We start from the raw sequence: 18,786 nt of genomic DNA on the forward strand, positions 1-18,786 counted from the left end.
TGAACCGGTAAGAAATCTGAACTGGGAGGCGTCGTGGCCGACGTGCGGACCGTCACCGACCTGGCGCGAGAGGTCGCGCCGAAGACGGAGGCGGGCCGCACGCTGGCTCCCGAACTGGTGGAGGCGATCCGCGAGCAGGGCCTGTTCCGGCTGGGCGTCCCGCGTTCGCTGGGCGGGGCAGAACTCGCACCGGCCGAGACGTTGGCCGTCGCCGAGACCATCGCCCGGGGTGACGCCTCTGCCGGGTGGTGCGTGTCGATCGCGGCGACCTCCGGCCTGCTGGCCGCCTACCTGCCGGAATCGGGCGCCGAGGAGGTGTTCGGCGATCCTCGGTCGGTCCCGGCGGGGGTGTGGGCTCCGAAGGGGCGTGGTGTCGCGGCCGACGGCGGTGTCGTGGTGTCCGGGCAGTGGTCGTTCTGCTCCGGGATCGGGCACGCCGACTGGTTGTTCGCCGGGTTCGTGCTCGACGGCGCGCTGAGGGTCGCCGCGCTGCCGAAGGCGTCGCTGGAGGTGCTCGACACCTGGCACACCACCGGGTTGCGCGGCACCGGCAGCCACGACTGCGTGGCACGAGACGTGTTCGTACCGCACTCGCGGATCCTGTCCGTTTTGGACGGACCGCTGCGGGATGGCGCGCTGTACCGCTTCCCGGTGTTCGGTTTCTTCGCCGCGTCGGTCGCGGTCGCGGCTCTGGGCAACGCTCTCGGCGCCTTGGACGACTTCGTCGCGCTGGCAGGCCGCAAGCCGCTCGGGTCGAGCCGCACCCTGGCCGAACGTGGCTCGACCCAGTCCGCCGTGGCGTCGGCTTCGGCGTCGTTGAAGGCTGCTCGTGCGTACTTCTACGAGGCGATCTCGGAGGCCTGGGAAGCCGCGCAGAGCGGTGAGCCGGTGCCGGTCGAGGCACGGGCCGGGGTGCGGCTGGCCGCCACGCACGCGACTCGGACGGCTCGCGAGGTCGTCTCCACGCTGTACGACCTCGCCGGTGGCGGCGCGATCTACGACGGGGCGGCGATTCAGCGGCGGTTCCGGGACGCGCACACGGCTTCCGCGCACTTCCAGGTCAACACCGCGTCCTTCGAGTTGCCGGGCAAGGTGCTGCTCGGGGTGCCCGCGCGGACGGAGCAGCTGTGACGTCGGTCGGGGTGGTCACGCCGTTCTGGCTCGACCGGCCGCCCGCGGAGGCCTTGGACATCGCTGTCGTCGCCGATGAGACCGGGTTCGGGACGTTGTGGATCGGAGAGATGGCGACGTTCGACGCGTTCGCTCTGGCCACGGCTGTCGGGCTGCGCACGTCGACCATCTCGGTGAAGATCGGGCCGCTCGCGGTCGGCGTGCGGAGCCCGGTCGCGCTGGCGCTGGGACTGTCCACCGTGGTCGCGATGACCGGGCGGCGGGCCGGGCTGGCGCTGGGGGCTTCGAGTCCGCGGATCGTGACCGAGTGGCACGGCCGGGACTGGGAACCGGTGCGGCGGACGCGGGAGACGGTCCGGGACGTGCGGGCGATCCTGGACGGGAACCGGGTCGCCGGTTTCCGCTTGCAGCAGCCGGTTCCCGGGACGCCGATCTCGGTGGCGGCGTTCGGGCCCGCCATGACTCGGGTGGCGGCCGAGGCAGGGGACGAGGTGGTGCTCAACCTGGTGAGCGCCGACCACGTCGCCCACGTCCACCAGCGCCTCGCCCGGCCTGCCCGCGCAGGCATCGAAGAAGGGTCAGGGATCCCGCTTGCCCCTCCGCCTCTGGCCGTCTGGATCCCCGCCGCCCTCGACCCCGGCCCCGCCACCCTGCACCAACTCCGCGCCCAGCTCTCCGTCTACATCTCCCCGCCCGGCTACGGCGAGATGTTCACCGCCCTCGGCCACGGCACCCTGGTCGAGCAGGCCAGAGCCGGCAGGCCGCGTGCCGAACTGGCCCAGGCCATCCCCACGGAGCTCATCGAGGCGGTGGGCGCGATCGGCTCGGCCAGCGACATCGCCCGCCGCGTGGACGAGTACTTCGACGCGGGCGCCGAGCACGTGGGCCTGGTCCCGGCGACGGCAGAGGATCCGGCGGGCCGCGGGCTGCTGACCACGCTCTCCCCACTGCTGACGAAGGGACGCCGATGATCGACTCCGACGCACTCGACCGCCGGTTCCGCGGCGAATCGGTCGGGCGGGCGCTCGATCTCGTGGGGGAGAAGTGGACGCTGCTGATCCTGCGCGAGGCGTTCTTCGGCGTTCGCAGGTACGGGCAGTTCGTCCGCAACCTCAACGTGCCGCGGCCCACGTTGTCCGCTCGGCTGAAGACGCTGGTCGAGGCCGGGTTGCTGCACCGCGTGCCGTACGCGGAGGACCGCGAGGAGTACCGGCTCACCGACGCGGGGCTGGAGTTGTTCCCCGCCATCGTGATCCTCATGAAGTGGGGCGACAGGCACGTGCCGGACCCGGACGGCCCGCCGGTCGTGCTGGAGCACAGCAGTTGCGGGAAGCCCGCCGACGCGTTCCTCGCGTGCCGGTGCTGCGGCGAGGAGATCACCGCGCACAACGTGACGGCACATCCCGGGTGACCTACGTTGGGGCACATGCTGAACCCGCTGAGCCAGGTGTCCTTGGAACGGTTGCGGCGGCGCAAGAGCGTCAAGTGGCGGGAGTACCCGGACGACGTGCTGCCGCTGTGGGTGGCCGAGATGGACGTCGACCCGGCTGAGCCGATCAAGCAGGCCATCGTCGACGCTCTCGAGCTCGGCGACACCGGCTACCCTGCCGGCACGGACTACCCCGAGGCGCTCGCGGCGTTCGCGCACGAACGCTGGGGCTGGGACGGGATCGCCGTGGAACGCACGGCGCTCGTGTCCGACGTGATGCTCGGCATCGTCGAGCTGATCAAGCTGGTGTCCGGGCCCGGCGACCCCGTGATCGTCAGCCCGCCGGTGTACCCGCCGTTCTACCTGTTCGTCAGGAGCACGGGCCGGGCCGTCATCGAGGCGCCGCTCACGAACGGACGCCTCGACCCGGCCGTGCTGGAGCGGACGTTCCAGCACGTCAAGGCCGACCACCCGGTGTACCTGCTGTGCAACCCGCAGAACCCGACCGGCACCGTCCACACCCGTGACGAGTTGACGGCGCTCGCAGGACTGGCGAAGAGGTACGGCGTCCGCGTGATCGCCGACGAGATCCACGCGCCGCTCGTGTCCCAGAGCACGAAGTTCGTGCCGTACCTGAGCGTCGACGACCAGGGGATGTCGCTCATGTCCGCGTCGAAGGGCTGGAACCTGGCGGCGATGCGCGCGGCGGTCGCGGTCGCGAACACCGACGAGCTGACAAAGCTGCCGGAAGAGGTCAGCCACGGGCCGAGCCACTTCGGCACGATCGCGCACACGGCCGCGTTGCGCCACGGCGGCGAGTGGCTCGACGCGCTGCTGGCAGGCCTCGACGAGAACCGGACACTGCTGAAGAACCTGCTCACCGAGCACCTGCCCGAGATCGGCTACGAGCCCTCCGAGGCGACCTTCCTGGCGTGGCTGGACTGCCGGGCCATCAGCGACGACCCGGCCGCCTTCTTCGTCGAACGGGGACGGGTCGCCCTCATGTCCGGCGCCGGGTTCGGCAGCGGCGGGGAGGGCCACGTCCGGCTCAACATCGGCACCTCGCCCGAGATCATCACCGAGGCGGTCACGCGGATGGCGGCCGCCGTCAGACGCTGACAGCGGTCTGACAGCGGTCTGCCAGCGCGGTGGCGCACAGTTCCTCCCGACACAGGGAGGGACCAACGATGGCGCTGGCGATCAGGGCAGAAGGCCTGGTCAAGCACTACGGGGAGACGAAAGCGCTGGACGGCGTCGACCTCGAGGTGCCTGAGGGGAAGGTCGTGGGGGTGCTCGGGCCGAACGGCGCGGGCAAGACCACGGCGGTGCGGGTGCTGGCGACGTTGCTGCGCCCGGACGCGGGGCACGCCACGGTCCACGGGCACGACGTGCTCAAGGACCCGAGGGCGGTCCGGTCGCTGATCGGACTGACCGGGCAGTACGCGTCGGTGGACGAGGACCTGTCCGGCACGGAGAACCTCGTGCTGCTGGCCCGGCTGCTGGACTTCTCCCGTGCGGGGGCACGGGCGAAGGCGGCGGAGCTGCTGGAGCAGTTCGAGCTCACCGACGCCGCGGGGCGCGCGGCCAAGACGTACTCGGGAGGTATGCGCCGGCGGCTCGACCTCGCGGCCAGCCTGGTCGGCAACCCGTCCGTGCTGTACCTGGACGAGCCGACCACCGGGCTGGACCCGCACGCCCGCAACGAGGTGTGGGCGGTGGTGCGCAAGCTCGTCGCGAACGGCGTGACGGTCCTGCTCACCACGCAGTACCTGGAAGAGGCCGACCAGCTCGCGGACTCGATCACCGTGTTCGACCACGGCAAGGTCGTGGCCGAGGGCAGGCCGGACGAGCTGAAGCGGCGCGTGGGCGGGCAGACGCTGCAGGTGCGGCCGACGTCGTTGCGCGATCTCGACGTGGTGTACCGGATTCTCGGTGACCTGACGGGGGTCCGGCCGACCCGCGACGACGACACGGGGCTGCTGACGGCGCCGGTGAAGGACCCGGTGCTGCTGTCCACTTTGGTCCGCAAGCTCGACGACGCCGGCATCACCGCCGACGAACTGGCGTTGCGGCTGCCGTCGCTCGACGAGGTCTTCCTCGCACTCACCGGCAAGCAGAACGAGGGGAGCCTGGTATGAGCACGATCGCGTTGGACAGGGGAGTGCGCCACGGCTTCTCGCTGGCCTGGCGGGGAATCCTCAAGATCCGCAAGAACCCCGAGCAGCTGGCGGACGTCACGCTCGCACCGATCATCTTCCTGGTGATGTTCACGTACCTGTTCGGTGGCGCGCTCGCCGGCAACACGGACGCCTACCTGCAGATGCTCGTGCCGGGCATCATGGTGATGAACATCCTGCAGGCCAGCATGACCGCGGGCGTGCAGATGAACACGGACGTCTCCAAGGGCGTGTTCGACCGGTTCCGCTCGATGCCGATCGCGCGTTCGGCGCCGTTGGTCGGGGCGGTGCTCGCGGACATCGTCCGGTACGTCGTGTGCATCGTCGTGCTGCTGGTGGTCGCGACGGTCATGGGCTTCCGGGTGCAGACCGGCCCGGCGGAACTGCTGATCGCGGCGGCGCTGACGATCCTCTTCGGACTGTGCTTCTGCTGGGCGTCGGTGTTCGTGGGCATGCTGCTCAAGACCCCGCAGGCCGTGCAGGGCATCATGTTCGTGCTGATCATGCCGTTGACGTTCGGCAGCAACGTGTTCGTCGGCACCTCGACGATGCCGGGCTGGCTCAAGGCGTGGGCGGACATCAGCCCCGTCAGTCTACTCTCGGACGCGCTGCGCGGACTGCTCAACGGCGGCGCGATCGCCGGGCCGCTCACCGGTTCGCTGATCTGGATGGCCGCCGCGGTCGCGGTGTTCTTCCCGCTGGCGATGTGGGCCTACCGCAAGCGCGTGTGATCTCTTCGAAGGAACGGGCGGGTGTCAGCTTTCGCTGATGCCCGCCTCTTCGCGCACCTGGTGCAGCGCCTCGGTCTTGGTGATCGTCAGCGGCTCGGGCTCACCCAGTTCGGCGACCATCCGCCGCACGTCCGGGTCGCCCATGTCGAGCCGGCCGCGGATGACCTGGGCGAGGGCGAGCAACCGCGCCGCCGCGTCCGCACGGCCCTGCGCCTGCCGGATGCGCGCCAGCAGTTCGGTCACCCCGGCGAGATCCGGCATGTCGCCGCGGTCCGACGTGGTGCCGACCGCGATCGCCGCGGACGCCTCGGCCACGTCCGGCCTGCCCTCGGCGAGCGAGATGCGCGCGTCCAGGATCGCCGACCACTCCGTCACGAACGGGCCGAGCGAGGCCGAGATCGTGGCGGCGTCCTTGAACCGCTCACTGAGCTCGCGTGCCTCCCGCGGCCGGTCCGAACGCAACATGACCTCGGCCTTCGCATAGCCGATCATCAGGTTCAGCTGGTCGTTGCCGGCGTCGTGGACGTACTGCTCGGCCTTGGCGACCTCGCGCGCGGCCGCCTCGTTGTCGCCGAAGCGCGCGTACTCCACCGCGAGCCGCCATCGTTGCTGCACGGTGTCTTCCACCGATCCCAGCTCCCGCGCCACCTCCAGCCCCTGCTGGTACAGCGCGATCGCGGCCAGGTTGTCGCCGGTGTGCGAGATGAACGCGGCCTTCATGCCGAGCGTCATCGCCGAGCCCCAGCGGTCGCCGACGGCCACGAACTGGTCGTACGCCCGGTCACGAGCCCGTTCGGCACCGGCGAGATCGCCGTCCTCGGTGAGGATGAAGCTCATCGCCCAGTCCGCGCCCGCCCGCGCCCACGCGTCCTCGTTGGCCGCGGCGCGCCGCACCTCGCGGCGGGCCAGTTCCTTGTTCTGGCTCAGGAACGCGAGCATCGGCAGCGCGATCGCGAGCGACGGGTACTTCTGGGTGGCGCCGGTGTTCACGCAGTCCTCGATGACCTGCGAGGCCTCCATCGGTTCCGGCAGGCCGGGGATCGCGGACATGATCATCCGCATCGCCCGGAAGGTGGCGACGACGTCGGCCGGTAGATCGTCGGCCAGTGCCAGCACCTCGCGCACCGACCGTTCCGAACGCTCGTTGTCGCCCTTGATCAGCCAGTACCAGAACACCCCGCCGAGCAGGTCCGCCGCCAGACCGGCGTCGCGATCGTCGATCGCCCCGCGCAGCGCGGCCACGACGTTGTCCTGCTCGGCCTGGTAGACCTTGATCGCCTCGATCTGCCGCGCGGTGCGGACGAACGGTTCCCAGCGCACCGTCAGGTCCCGGTAGTAGCGCCGGAACCTGCCGACGAACTCCAGCTTCTCCCCGGACGCGTCGAGCTGCTCGTCGGCGTACACCCGGATCGTTTCCAGCATCCGGTACCGCGCCTCGCCGTCGAGCTCGATCACGTCCACAATGGACTTCTCGACCAGCGACGTCAGCACGTACAGCGCGTCCTCGCCGCAGACCGCCTCGATCGCCGCGAGGTCGGCGCCCGCCGGGAACACCGCGAGCCTGCGGGCGAGCACGAGTTCGTCCTCGGTCAGCAGGTCCCAGCTCCACTCCACGACCGCGCGCAACGTGCGCTGGCGGGGCAGCGCGGTGCGGCTGCCCGAGGTGAGCAGCCGGAACCGGTCGTCCAGGCGCTGGGTGATCTGCCGGATCGTCATGGACCGCAACCGGGCCGCCGCCAGTTCCAGCGCCAGCGGCATGCCGTCGAGCCTCCGGCAGACCATCCGGACGTCGTCCACAGTGGACTCGTCGAGCCGGAATCCCGGCTTCACCGCCTCCGCCCGGTCGAGGAACAGCCGCACCGAGCCGAATCCGGCCACGTCCGCCTGCCCGTTCGGCACCGCCAGCGGGCCGATCGGGCACAGCGACTCGCCGTCGATCGCGAGCGGTTCCCGGCTGGTCGCGACGACCTTGAGGTTCGGCACCCGGCGCAGCAGCTGGGTGGTGAACTCCGCGGCCGCCCCGATCAGGTGCTCGCAGTTGTCCAGCACCAGCAACGACTCGCCGGCGCCGAGCACCTCGGCGATGCGGTCCATGCCCTCGTTGGGCCGGCGCATCGGGTCGCCGCCCATCCGCAGCTCGAACGCCTTGAGCACCACACCCGGCAGGTCCTCCGCCTCCCGGATGCCGGCGAGCGCCGCGAACCACACGCGTCCCTTGCCGTGCAACGGATGCCGCGCCGCGATCTCCGTGGCGAGCCGCGTCTTGCCCGCGCCGCCCGGCCCTACCAGCGTGACCAGCCGGACCTGACCGAGCAGCCCGGAGATCTCCGCGAGTTCGTCGTCGCGCCCGACGAAGCTGGTGAGCCGCACCGGCAACCGGTCGACGACCGCCCGCGGCCCGAGTTCGCCGCGCAGTGCGGCGAGATGGACGTCCTGCAACTCCTGCGACGGGTCCACACCCAGTTCGTCGGCGAGCCGCCCGCGAACCTCCGCGTAGACGTGCAGAGCGTCGGACTGCCTGCCCTGCGCGCACAACGCCCGCATCAACAGCCCGGCCAGCCGTTCCCGCAACGGGTGCTTCTCGTGCATCGCCGTCAGCGCGGCGACGTCCAGCTCGCCGGTCTTGAACCGGTCTTCCTCCGCGGAGAGGCGCGCTTCCTCGAGCCGGGCGGCGGTGGGTGCGGCGAACGGAGCGTCCCGCACGTCGGCCAGCGCGTCACCACGCCACAGCCCGAGCGCCTCGTCCAGCCGTCCGGCGGCGCGCAGCCGTTCGAACCGGAAGACGTCGACGTCCTCGGTCGCGACGCCCAGCCGGTACCCACCCGGCTCCAGCGCGACGGGACAGACCTTGCGCAGCCTCGACACGAGCGACTGCAGGGCGTTCACGGCGTCGGCGGGCGGCTGCTCGCCCCACAGGTCGTCGATCAGCGTCGTCGTCGGCACGGCACGGCCGGGGTCGAGCGCGAGGCGGGCCACGAGCATGCGAACGCGGGCACCACCGATGTCGACCGGTGTGCCGTCCTCGGCCTCGACACTCGTCGGCCCCAGCAATGCCACACGCACAGGTCAAGCTTCCCAGATCACGTGCGGCGATCAGGCGAGAACACCGAGTGCGCGCCTCAGCGCGCCGGTGATCATGCTCTCCATCGCCTCGTCGGTGCTGCCGCGCGGCACCCGTTCGACGAGCATGATCGAGTAGAGATAGGCCTGGTAGGCGGCCAGCCGCAGGCGTGCGGAGCCGGTGAACTCGAAGCCGTAGCCCCGCAGGAGGTCCTCGTCGTCCTCGATGGACCCGAACAGCGCGAGCGACACGAACTCCGCGACCGGGTCGCCCCAGAAAGCGCGCTCGCCGTCGACGAGTCCGGTGAGTCCGGTGTCGGCGAGGACGTTGCCGTCCCAGAGGTCGAAGTGCACCAGCGCGGGCCGTTCCACCTCGTCGAAAGCCTTGGCGTGCCGGTGCAGATCAGCGGCCGGGAGCGGCACGCCGTAGCGCTGGGCGTCGGCTCGCACCGCGTCGAACATTCCGAAGAACGCCTCGGTCCACGTCGCGTGCAGGCCCAGTTGCGGATAGCCGAAGCCGGGGCCCGTCACCTCGTGCAGCGCTCTCACGGTTCGTCCCAGCTGACGGCGGAGCAGCGGGCGGTCGACGTCGGACCGGCCGAACACCGGCTCGCCCGGCAGGCAGGTGGCCAGCAGCGCCGTGTCGTCCGCGTAGACGACCTCCGGTACCGGCGCGACCTTGGAACCGAGCGTGCAGAACATCGCCTCGGTCCGCGTCAGGTGCCGCTCGTAGGTCAGTCCCGGCTGGTCGCCCGGCGACACCTTCAGCACGAAGTCGCCCTCGCGCGCCGAGACGCGGAACACCGAGTTGTAGGTGCCACCGCCCAACGGTCTGGTCGTCGCGCCGGTGAGCCCGGCGGCCTCGAGGATTCGCTGCACGATCACCTCCGCCAATGTAATGATCGAGCATGGGGACGTACCGGGGGACCGCCGAGGCCGCTTGGCGATGGGTGCTGGATCAGGTGCGCTACGACGACGTCGTGTCGATTCCGGCGGCCGTGGGCGAGGAACTGGATCCGGAAGACCGCGACGGCATGTACGCCGGTGTCGGCGGGCTGGCGCACACGCTGGCGGAGATCCGTCAGGTCCGCGAGTGGACCGCCGAGGAACGGCGGCTCGCCGACGCCGTCGCGGAGCAGGTGCGTGCGGGCGTCGACGCGGCGACGGACTGGTCGTTCTTCGGCGGACTGGTCAGCGCGATCGGGGTGCTGACCGCGCTGGACGCTCCCGGCTCCGGAGCGGCCGTCACCAAGCTGCTCGAACTGTCCACACCGGACGGCTGGGCGCACGAGTACTACAGCCCGCCGCGATACCAGGAGGGCGCGCGCCCTCACGACCTGACGCTGGGAACGGCCGGGGTGCTGCTCGGCGCGGTGTGGGCACGGCGTCACCGGGTGGAGGGCGCGGAGAAGCTCGCCGGCGTCGCGGCCGAGATCCTGCTGGCCGAACGCGAGGAGGCGCCCGGCGGGCTGAACTGGCGTGCGGTGCCGGTGCGGTTCTGCGTCGTGCAAAGGGAGATGCCGAACTTCTCGCACGGCCTGTCGGGCATCGCGGCGGCGTTCGCCCTGGCCGGTGCGGAGTTCGAGCGCCCGGACCTGGTCGAGGCCGCCACCGCCGGCGCCGCGCACCTGGTGACTCTGGCGGACACCTCGGACGGCGGTTTCCGCGTCCCGATGCGCCTTCCGCAGCTCGAGGAACTCGAACGGTTCTCCTACGGCTGGTGCCAAGGCCCGACCGGCACCTCGCTGCTGTGGCCGGCGTTGCGGCACGCGGGTGTGCCCGAGGTGGCCGGCGTGGACGTCGGCGAGTGGCGTCGCCGGTGCCTGCACAGCGTTCGCGTCTCCGGCCTGCCCGAACGGAAGTACCCGGGCTTCTGGGACAACGACGGCCTGTGCTGCGGCACAGCGGGCGTCGGCGACGTGTTGCTCGACTCGGGACAGCACACGGACTTCGCGCTCCACCTGGCGGACGTGATCGTGGAGCGCGCGATCCCGGACGGCGCGGGCGTGTGCTGGCGGTTCACCGAGCACCGCAACGAGGACCCGCTGTTGCCACCTGGCATCGGCTGGATGCAGGGCGCGGCGGGCATCGCCGGGTTCCTGTTCCACGCGGCCCGCGTGGCAGAGGGCGACACCAGGTCCGTGCCCCGCATGGACACCTGGTGGGCGCGCTAGGGCCTGTGTCGAAATCTGATCCGTGATAGCCGGGCCCGAGGCGGCCCCTGGCGGCACGGCCAACACCGGTACGCGGGCCATTCGGCCGCACCACCAGGAACCACCTCAAGCGCAGTTCTCATCGAGACAGACTTCGACACAGGCCCTAGGCGGCTGACCAGCCCAGTTCCGGGCCCAGCTTCGTGGCGATGTCGGTGAGGATCTGCACGTAGTCCTCGTGCGCGAAGCTGAACGGCAGCGCGAACGCCACCTCGTCGACCTCCTGGAACCCGAGGTGCGCGTACAGCTGCTCGGCGATCTCGGCGGACGTGCCGATGATGTCGGGGGCGAACATGTACTTGCGCGGACCGAACGTCTTGCCGGCGCGCGCCGCGCGTCCCTCGACGTAGGCCTCGTACTTCGCGCGCTGCTCGGCGGTGGCCGAGTCGGTCGGGATCACCACCAGGCCCTGCGACACCCGGTTGCCGCCGTGCTCGCGGAACGTCCTGATGTGCGACAGCTGGGTCTCGGCGAAGTCCTCGGACAGTTCGGACTGGGCCACGTTGCTGGTCAGCAGGTTCAGGCCGTGCTCGCCCGCCCACTTCGCCGAGCGCAGGCTGCCGCCGCCGTACCAGATCCGGTCGCGCAGGCCCTGGGCGTGCGGCTGGACGCGGTCCGACCAGACCTCGATGCCCTCGACGCCGCTGAACGACGCGACCTTCTCGCCGCCCACGAAGTCCAGCAGCCGTTGCACGCGGTCGTAGCTGAAGTTCTCGACGTCCGCGGTCTCCGGGTAGAGCGCGTGCTTGACGTCGTCGTAGTGCATCGGAGGCCCGACGCTGATGCCGGGATTCAGCCTGCCGCCGGACAGCACGTCGACCGTGGCCAGGTCCTCGGCGAGCCGCAGCGGGTTCTCCCATCCCAGCGGGATGACCGCGGTGCCGAGCTGGATCCGGCTGGTCCGCTGGGTGGCGGCGGCCAGCACCGCGACCGGCGACGAGATGCCGAACTGCAGGTGCCGGTGCCGCACCCACGCGCTGTCGAACCCGAGCTCCTCGCCGAGCACGATGACGTCGAGCGTGGATCGGTGGCCCGCTCCAGGGTCCTTCTCGTCGAACAGGCCGATGGTGAGAAAACCCAGCTTTCGCAACGGCTCTGACTTCCGCGGCACGGAACCCTCCTCGATCCAGGTCTCCTTCCCAGTTTAGGTGACGTCTCAACTACGTCCAGATGCTGGAACGAACGTGACCGCGAACGACGCCTTCCGCGCGTGCAGCCGGTACTGCGGCAGCACGCCCGGCCCGCACGACGCCGTGCCCAGGCCGTGCTGGGCGAGGTCGAGGTTCAGGTGCACGCGGTCGCTGGGCTTCAGGTCGGACGTGTGCCGTGCGGCGTCGAGGTCCTCGCTGGTCCAGCGGCGGGCGGTGAAGTCGAACACCGGCTCGCCCTCGACCCTCAGCGCGCCGATGCGCAGCCAGCGGGCGTCGGCGCGGTTGCCGTTCTCCTGCGGGAACACGTACGGCGTCTGGAGCGCGTCCACGGTGGAGGAGAACCGGCCGACGCGGGCGGCCTGGCGGCTGTCCGCGTACGCCTCGCCGGGGCCCGTGCCGAACCACTCGACGGCGTCCGCGCCCGGTAGTGACAGGCGCAGGCCGAGACGGGGGAGCGTGCACGGCCACTCGCCGTCCGGGGTGACGTCGACCTGGAGCCGCAGACGGTCGCCGTCCGCGGTCCAGTGGTAGTCGGCGAGCATGCCGAAACCCCAGGCCGGAGGCGCGACACGGGTGCGCACGAGCAACCCGGGCCCGTGGACGATCTCCACGACCCGGTGCTGGAGCCGGTGCAGGCCCGCCGCGCGCCACGCCCGTTCCTCGGGGTGGCCGGAACCGCGGTCGTTGTCGGTGGGGGCACGCCAGAGGTCCAGGCGGGGGCCGTCGAGGGTGAGGTCGCCGAGTTCGGTCAGCCGGCCGGTGACCGGGTCGAACTCGCCGGGGCCGAGTGTGAGGGTGCCGCCGAGGTGGAGGGGTTCGGTGCCGGTGGCCGGGGAGGAGGGGGCGGCCGGGGAGGAGGGGGCGGCCAGGGAGACGGCGATCTGGCCCCAGGCGATGACGTGGCCCGCGTCGGCCCAGGTGGTGGGGGCGGCCAGGGAGGCGCGGACGGTCAGCCAGCCCTCGCCCGACACCAGGGGGAGTGGCGGGAGTGGCAGGTCGAGGTGGTGGCCGGGGGCCGTGTCCGCGGGGGCGCGGGTGAGCGAGGCGTCGGCCGGCGCGGGGCCCGTCGAGTTTCCCTCGGCCACCCCCAGCGCGCCTGAGGCGACCTCCACCCCGTCGTCCTCGTACACCCAGTCGAACCGCAGGTGGCCCAGCCCGACGTGGTCGTAGAGGCTCTCGACCCGGATCCCGGCGTCGCTGCCCGTGATCCGCACCGGCTCGAAGACCTTGGCGAACTCCAGCAGCCCCGGCGACGGCGTCCGGTCGGGGAACACCAGCCCGTCGATCACGAAGTTGCCGTCGTGCAGCGGTTCGCCGAAGTCGCCGCCGTACGCGAAGTGCCCGTCGCGTTCAATCCCGTGGTCGATCCACTCCCAGATGAACCCGCCCTGAACGTGCTGGTAGCGCTCGAAGAGCTCGCGATATTCGAGCATTCCGCCCGGCCCGTTGCCCATGGCGTGCGCGAACTCGCACAGCACGAACGGGAGGCCGTGCGGGTGCTCGCGCCCGATCTGGTCAACCTCCTCGTGCGAGGCGTACATGCGGCTGTAGACGTCGACGTACTCGCAGGCGAGGTCGCCCTCGTAGTGCACCGGCCGGGACGGGTCCCGGTCGCGAGTCCACGACGCCATCGCCGCCAGGTTGCGACCGGTGTGCGACTCGTTGCCCAGCGACCACAGCACGATCGACGGGTGGTTCTTGTCCCGCTCCACCATCCGGCGCATCCGGTCCACATAGGACTTGGCCCAGCGCGGATCGTCGCTGGGATTGCCGGCCCAGTCCAGCTCGCCGAACCCGTGCGTCTCCAGGTCGCACTCGTCGATCACCCACAGCCCGTACTCGTCGCACAACGACAGGAAGTACGGGTCCGGCGGGTAGTGGCTGGTGCGCACGGCGTTGACGTTGTGCCGCTTCATGAGCAGCACGTCCTGCAACGCGACCTCCCGTGGCACGGCGCGGCCGGACCGGGGGTGGTGCTCGTGCCGGTTGACGCCCCGGAACACGATCCTGGTGCCGTTGACCTTCAGCACACCGTCCTCGATCACGACCGTCCGGAACCCGATCCGCACCGGCACGCGTTCGACCTCGGTGTGCACGACCCCGTCGTACAGCCGGGGGCTCTCCGCGCTCCACGGTTCGACGGGCAGCGAGAACGACTGTCCCGGCAGGAGGTTGCTCACCTCCAGCTCCGGCACGGAGAGCAGGCCGCCCTCGACCGACAGCGTCCCCGACCCGGTGACGTGGTCGTAGGAGGCGTGGATCTCGTAGTCGGCGACACCACCGCGTGGCCGCGACAGCAGCGCGACCGAACGGAAGATCCCGGACATCCACCACATGTCCTGGTCTTCGAGGTAGCTGCCGGCCGACCACTGGTGCACGCGCACGGTCAGCACGTTCCCCGAAGGGCGGAGCAGGTGTCCTACCTCGAACTCCGAGGGCAACCTGCTGCCGCGGGTGACCCCCAGTTCGACGTCGTTGAGGCAGACCAGCCCGCACGAGTCGATACCGTCGAAGCGCAGCGCCGCCGGTTCGTCCGGCCAGTCCGTCGGCAGGTCGAACGTCAGCCGGTAGTCGCCCGCGGGGTTGTCGGAGGGCACGAACGGCGGCTCGACCGGGAACGGGTAGCGCACGTTCGTGTACGCGGGCGAACCGTGTCCCTGCAACTGCCAGTGCCCTGGCACGGTGATGGTGCCCCAGTCGCCTTCGTCGAGACGGAAGCTCCAGGTCCCGTCCAGCGACAACGAGGCCGCGTCCGAGGTGAAGAACGCACGCGGCGGCAGAGAACCGGTGCCGGGACCCATTTCCCCGAGGTAGGACAAGTGTTTCAGCCCTTCACTGCGCCGGCGGCGATGTTGCGGATGAAGTGGCGTGCGCCGATCAGGAACACGATCACCAGCGGCACGATCGCCACCAGCGTCCCGGCCATCACGACGGCGTAGTCCTGCAGGTACAGGCCGTTGAGCTGCGCCAGCGCCACCTGGAGCGTCACGTGGTTCGAGTCGATCAGCACGACCAGCGGCCACAGGTAGTCGTTCCACGCGTTGACGAACGTGAAGATCCCGAGGAACGCCAGCGCGGGCCGCAGCACCGGCAGGCCGACCGACAGGTAGGTGCGGAAGAAGCCCGCGCCGTCGACCCGCGCGGCCTCCAGCAACTCGTCCGCGATGGCACCGCGGGCGTACTGGCGCATCCAGAAGATGCCGAACGCGTTGGCCGCCGCCGGGATGATCAGCGCGTTCAGGCTGCCGACGAGCCCGAACTTCGCCATCAGGTCGAACTGCGGGATCGCCGAGAGCTGCGTCGGCACCACGAACGTCGCCAGCAGGATTCCGAAGAGGACGTTGCTGCCGGGGAAGTCGTACTTGGCGAACGTGAAGGCCGCCAGCGAGTCGAAGAACAGCACCAGCACCGTGATCGCGATCGCCACGACCAGGGTGTTCAGCACCGACCCGAAGAAGTCGACCTTCGCGAACACCTCGCCGATGTTCTCGGCGAGATGCCCTCCGAACCAGAACTTCGGCGGCGACGAGTAGATGTCCGCGGTGGTGTTCGAGGCCATCACCGCGAGCTGGTAGTAGGGGAACAGCGTGATCAGCGCACCGACCACCAACGCGCCGTAGGTGAGGAGGGTGCCGGGTTTCGTCCGGTTCACTTGTCGCCTCCGTTCACACGGGCCGGGCGCTGCACGAGCCGCCAGTTGAGGATCGAGAACAGCACCACGACCACGAAGATGCCCCACGCGATGGCGGCGCCGTAGCCGAAGTCGTTGTCCGCGAACGCGGTGTTGTAGAAGTAGAGGACCATCGTCATGCCCGCGCCCTCGGGCCCGCCGCGGTCGCCGAGCAGGATCTGCGACTCGGTGAAGATCTGCAGGCCGCCGATCGCCGACATCACGACCGAGAAGAGGATCACCGGGCGCAGCAACGGAAGCGTGACGCGGAAGAACGTCTGCACCGGGCCGGCGCCGTCGAGCTTCGCGGCCTCGTAGACGTCCTGGGGGAGTGCCTGCAGGCCCGCCAGCAGGATGATCGCGTTGTAGCCCGTCCAGCGCCAGATGATCATCACCGAGATGGCGGTCCTGATCGCCCAGGGATCGGTGAGCCACTGCACCGGATCCACGCCGATCAGACCCAGGAACCAGTTCAGGACACCGAACTCGCTGGAGAAGAACGAGCCGAACACCAGCGACATCGCCACGATCGACGTGACGTTGGGCAGGAAGTACGCCACCCGCAGAAAACCCTTGTGGCGCACCGAGGAGTTGAGCCCCAAGGCGACGAGCATCGACAGCACCAGCATCGGGATCGTCGACATCACCCAGATGATCAGGGTGTTGCCGATCGCGTCCCAGAACGCGGTGTCGGTGAGGAGGAACGCGAAGTTCTCCAGCCCGACGAACTTCATCTCGCTGACGCCGTTCCAGCGCTGCAACGACAGCCACAGCGAGTACACCACCGGGTAGACGCCGAAGATCGCGAACAGCACGAAGAACGGCGCGATGGCCAGGTACTGCGGAAGGTACTTCCACTTGCGGTTCACGCGAGCACCCCCTGCCGGCGCAGCAGCCGTTCGACCGCGGTCCGGGCGTCCTGCCAGGCCTGTTCCGGGTCTTTGCCGGCGCTCTCGACGTTGGTCAGCTCGTCGGTGTAGGTGTCGGAGATCGTGATGTCCCACGGCGAGAAGTAGACGGGCTGCACCTTCTCCGCGATCTCGCCGAACACCTGGATCGTGGCCTGCCCGCCGAAGAACTCCTCCGCCGCCAGGACTTTCGGGTCGGAGTAGACGGCCGGACTGGACGGGAACAGGCCGAGTTCCAGGTAGGTCGTCGCCTGGTTCTCCGGCGACATCAGCCACTTCACGACCTCGTAGGCGCCTTGCGGATCGGGGCAGTACCTCGTGATCGCGAGGAACGACCCGCCCTGGTTGCCGGGACCGCCGGGCGCCTGGCACACGTGCCACTGGCCGGACGTGCTCGGCGCGGACTGCTTGAGGTTGCCGGTGATCCAGGAGGCGTTGACGAACGCGACCTCCTTGCCGTTGGTCCAGGCCGCGCGCCGGTCGACGCCCTCACCGGTGGCCGAACCCGCGTAACCCGCCGTGAGTCCCAGCTGGAACGCCTTGACCGCGCGGTCCCAGGCCCGCCGCACCTGCGACTGGTCCTCGAGGTAGCGGTTCTGCCGGTCGAGGTACTTCTGCTTCTCCTGCGCGAGCGAGTACGTGAACACCATCTTCGTGTCGGTGATCAGGTACCGGCCGGGCAGCTTCTCCTTGACCCGCTTCGCGAAGTCGAAGTAGTCGTCCCAAGAGGACAGTGCGGCGGCCACCGCGTCCGGTTCGCTCGGCAGGCCGGCCTCGGCGAACAGGTCGTGCCGGTAGTAGAGCGCGGCCGGGCCGGTGTCGATCGGGAAACCGAGCTGGAACCCGTCGGGGCTGCGGCCCGCCTGCCACTTCCACGGCAGGTAGCGCGCCTCGTCCTGCTTCGCGCCGAGCGCGTTGAGGTCGGCGAACCGGTCCGTGGCGGAGAAGTAGGTGGAGATGCCGTCGCCGAGCATCGTGATGTCCGGCAGGTAGGCCTCGCCGGACAGCGCGGCGAGCAGCCGCCGGTTCAGTTCGCCGCTCACCTTGGACGGCGTGAGGTTCTGGGCGGGGAATCGCCGCACGGCCTCGCCGAGCACCTTCTCCGACAGGCCGTTCGTGGAGTACCAGAGCGTGATCTTGCCCGGGTTGGCCGTGGTCGGGCTGGTGCAGGCGGTCGCGCCCAGTGCGGTGGCGCCGAGTGCGGCCGCGCCGGTCAGGAACCTGCGTCGAGTCAACGTCATCGGGGACCCTCCGGAGAGCCCGTGAACGCTCCCGTGAGCGTTCACGGATTGCCGCGAATGATGAGCTGAACGGGTGACCCTGTCAAGGGTCAGGCAGATTCGCGCACTAACAGAACGGCGCTGACCAGCAGTTCTTCATCGGGCAGCGAGGGTTCGCCCGCGACCAGCCGCCCGGCCTGCGCTATCGCGAGCGCGCCGATCCGGCGGGTGTCGAGAGCGACGCTCGTGAGGGCCGGATCGACGACGGTGCCGAGCTGCAGCCCGTCGAACCCGATCACCGCGAGGTCGCCGGGCACCGCCTTGCCGAGCCTGCGGGCCGCCTTGAGCGCGCCCATGGCGATGATGTCGTTGTAGGTGAACACCGCGGTGAGGTCGGGATGCTGCCCGAGCAGTTCGTTCAACGCCTCGGCGCCACCGTCGGCCGACTGCACGGCGTTGCCGACCACGGGAGCGTGCAGCCCATGCTCGTCCATCGCGTCGGTGAACCAGTCACGGCGCAGGCTCGGTTCGGCGCGGCCCGCGTGGTCGAGCATGCCGATCCTGCGGTGACCTGCGGCGACGAGGTGGTCGACGGCCTCGTGCACGCCCTTCTCGCCGTCGATGCGGATCGAGCTGAAGCGCGGCGAGCGGTGGTCACGGCCGATCAGCACCGCGGGCATGCCGCCGAGGTGCCGGTCGAGTTCGGCTTCGTCCAGGCTGAAGTAGCCGACCACGGCGTCCACCTGCGCCACGACGACTTCGAGCGTGCCGCGTTCCTCGGTGATGCTGTCGGCCGTGTCGTAGACGATCACGTGCCAGCCGCGGGCGCGTGCGGCCTCCAGCGCCCCGGCCGCGACCTCGGTGAAGAACGGGTTGAGCAGGTCGGGGATGACCAGGCCGATCGTCGTGCTGTCCTGCCGCACCAGGCCACGGGCGAACCGGCTCGGCCGATAGCCCAGCTCCCGCGCCGCGTCGAGAACGCGTTGCTTGGTGCCGGCGTCGATCTCGCCCTTGTCGTTGAGCGCCCGCGACACCGTCTGGCGCGAGACCCCGGCGACCCGCGCGACGTCGTTGATCGTGACGCGCTTGCTCATGA

15 protein-coding genes are annotated in these 18,786 nt (G+C 70.2%); 7 read left to right on the forward strand and 8 right to left on the reverse strand.

Annotated features, from left to right (window positions below; genetic code table 11):
- Positions 1–33: 33 nt before the first annotated feature.
- From ACIQF0_RS13865 to ACIQF0_RS13890, 6 genes are all read left to right on the forward strand, one after another.
- Positions 34–1,131 (forward strand): acyl-CoA dehydrogenase family protein, encoded by a 1,098-nt coding sequence (locus tag ACIQF0_RS13865; protein ID WP_401028979.1) that lies wholly within the window; start codon positions 34–36, stop codon positions 1,129–1,131.
- Positions 1,128–2,102, forward strand: coding sequence for an LLM class F420-dependent oxidoreductase (locus ACIQF0_RS13870; RefSeq protein ID WP_401028982.1), 975 nt, complete (start codon positions 1,128–1,130; stop codon positions 2,100–2,102). Before ACIQF0_RS13865 ends, ACIQF0_RS13870 begins: the two co-directional genes overlap by 4 nt.
- Positions 2,099–2,542 carry a winged helix-turn-helix transcriptional regulator gene (locus ACIQF0_RS13875; RefSeq protein ID WP_401028988.1) on the forward strand — a complete coding sequence of 148 codons (444 nt, stop codon included), beginning with the start codon at positions 2,099–2,101 and terminating at the stop codon, positions 2,540–2,542. The genes ACIQF0_RS13870 and ACIQF0_RS13875 overlap by 4 nt, the downstream gene beginning before the upstream one ends.
- Positions 2,543–2,557: 15 nt before the next feature.
- Positions 2,558–3,679, forward strand: coding sequence for a MalY/PatB family protein (locus ACIQF0_RS13880; protein ID WP_401028991.1), 1,122 nt, complete (start codon positions 2,558–2,560; stop codon positions 3,677–3,679).
- 68 nt (positions 3,680–3,747) lie between these two features.
- The gene (locus tag ACIQF0_RS13885) at positions 3,748–4,698 is read left to right on the forward strand and encodes an ATP-binding cassette domain-containing protein (protein WP_401028994.1); all 951 of its coding nucleotides are present in this window, start codon (positions 3,748–3,750) and stop codon (positions 4,696–4,698) included.
- On the forward strand, positions 4,695–5,468 hold the full coding sequence (locus ACIQF0_RS13890) for an ABC transporter permease (RefSeq protein ID WP_401028997.1): 774 nt from the start codon (positions 4,695–4,697) through the stop codon (positions 5,466–5,468). Before ACIQF0_RS13885 ends, ACIQF0_RS13890 begins: the two co-directional genes overlap by 4 nt.
- A gap of 24 nt (positions 5,469–5,492) precedes the next feature.
- Here ACIQF0_RS13890 and ACIQF0_RS13895 read toward each other — a convergent pair whose 3' ends face one another.
- Both ACIQF0_RS13895 and ACIQF0_RS13900 read right to left on the reverse strand, forming a co-directional pair.
- A complete protein-coding gene (locus ACIQF0_RS13895) occupies positions 5,493–8,531 on the reverse strand; it encodes a BTAD domain-containing putative transcriptional regulator (RefSeq protein WP_401029000.1) in 3,039 nt (1,012 codons plus the stop codon).
- Positions 8,532–8,561: 30 nt separating this feature from the next.
- Entirely contained in the window at positions 8,562–9,413 is an 852-nt protein-coding gene (locus ACIQF0_RS13900) for an aminoglycoside phosphotransferase family protein (protein ID WP_401029003.1), read from the reverse strand.
- A gap of 23 nt (positions 9,414–9,436) precedes the next feature.
- Between ACIQF0_RS13900 and ACIQF0_RS13905 the strand changes: the two genes are divergently transcribed.
- The gene (locus ACIQF0_RS13905) at positions 9,437–10,702 is read left to right on the forward strand and encodes a lanthionine synthetase LanC family protein (protein ID WP_401029006.1); all 1,266 of its coding nucleotides are present in this window, start codon (positions 9,437–9,439) and stop codon (positions 10,700–10,702) included.
- 145 nt (positions 10,703–10,847) lie between these two features.
- On the opposite strand, the gene ACIQF0_RS13910 is transcribed toward ACIQF0_RS13905, so the two are convergent.
- From ACIQF0_RS13910 to ACIQF0_RS13935, 6 genes are all read right to left on the reverse strand, one after another.
- Positions 10,848–11,852 (reverse strand): LLM class flavin-dependent oxidoreductase, encoded by a 1,005-nt coding sequence (locus ACIQF0_RS13910; RefSeq protein WP_401029009.1) that lies wholly within the window; start codon positions 11,850–11,852, stop codon positions 10,848–10,850.
- Positions 11,853–11,897: 45 nt separating this feature from the next.
- Complete coding sequence (locus tag ACIQF0_RS13915; protein ID WP_401029012.1) at positions 11,898–14,711, reverse strand: glycoside hydrolase family 2 TIM barrel-domain containing protein; 2,814 nt, start codon at positions 14,709–14,711, stop codon at positions 11,898–11,900.
- A gap of 5 nt (positions 14,712–14,716) precedes the next feature.
- Positions 14,717–15,544, reverse strand: a complete 828-nt coding sequence (locus ACIQF0_RS13920; RefSeq protein WP_360039114.1) for a carbohydrate ABC transporter permease — start codon at positions 15,542–15,544, stop codon at positions 14,717–14,719.
- On the reverse strand, positions 15,541–16,431 hold the full coding sequence (locus tag ACIQF0_RS13925) for a carbohydrate ABC transporter permease (RefSeq protein WP_401029016.1): 891 nt from the start codon (positions 16,429–16,431) through the stop codon (positions 15,541–15,543). The genes ACIQF0_RS13920 and ACIQF0_RS13925 overlap by 4 nt, the downstream gene beginning before the upstream one ends.
- Positions 16,428–17,711 (reverse strand): extracellular solute-binding protein, encoded by a 1,284-nt coding sequence (locus tag ACIQF0_RS13930; RefSeq protein ID WP_401029019.1) that lies wholly within the window; start codon positions 17,709–17,711, stop codon positions 16,428–16,430. The genes ACIQF0_RS13925 and ACIQF0_RS13930 overlap by 4 nt, the downstream gene beginning before the upstream one ends.
- An 89-nt stretch (positions 17,712–17,800) precedes the next feature.
- Complete coding sequence (locus ACIQF0_RS13935) at positions 17,801–18,784, reverse strand: LacI family DNA-binding transcriptional regulator (protein WP_401029022.1); 984 nt, start codon at positions 18,782–18,784, stop codon at positions 17,801–17,803.
- Positions 18,785–18,786: the final 2 nt, after the last annotated feature.

The organism is Lentzea sp. NPDC092896 (assembly GCF_044754905.1).
In the GTDB taxonomy this organism is placed as follows: domain Bacteria; phylum Actinomycetota; class Actinomycetes; order Mycobacteriales; family Pseudonocardiaceae; genus Lentzea.

Excerpts from the sequence above, each read along its gene's own strand:
- ACIQF0_RS13875 (WP_401028988.1), top strand. The coding sequence starts at position 2,099 with ATGATCGACTCCGACGCACTCGACCGCCGGTTCCGCGGCGAATCGGTC.
- ACIQF0_RS13905 (WP_401029006.1), top strand. The coding sequence starts at position 9,437 with ATGGGGACGTACCGGGGGACCGCCGAGGCCGCTTGGCGATGGGTGCTG.
- ACIQF0_RS13930 (WP_401029019.1), bottom strand. The coding sequence starts at position 17,711 with ATGACGTTGACTCGACGCAGGTTCCTGACCGGCGCGGCCGCACTCGGC.
- ACIQF0_RS13880 (WP_401028991.1), top strand. The coding sequence starts at position 2,558 with ATGCTGAACCCGCTGAGCCAGGTGTCCTTGGAACGGTTGCGGCGGCGC.
- ACIQF0_RS13935 (WP_401029022.1), bottom strand. The coding sequence starts at position 18,784 with ATGAGCAAGCGCGTCACGATCAACGACGTCGCGCGGGTCGCCGGGGTC.
- ACIQF0_RS13885 (WP_401028994.1), top strand. The coding sequence starts at position 3,748 with ATGGCGCTGGCGATCAGGGCAGAAGGCCTGGTCAAGCACTACGGGGAG.
- ACIQF0_RS13890 (WP_401028997.1), top strand. The coding sequence starts at position 4,695 with ATGAGCACGATCGCGTTGGACAGGGGAGTGCGCCACGGCTTCTCGCTG.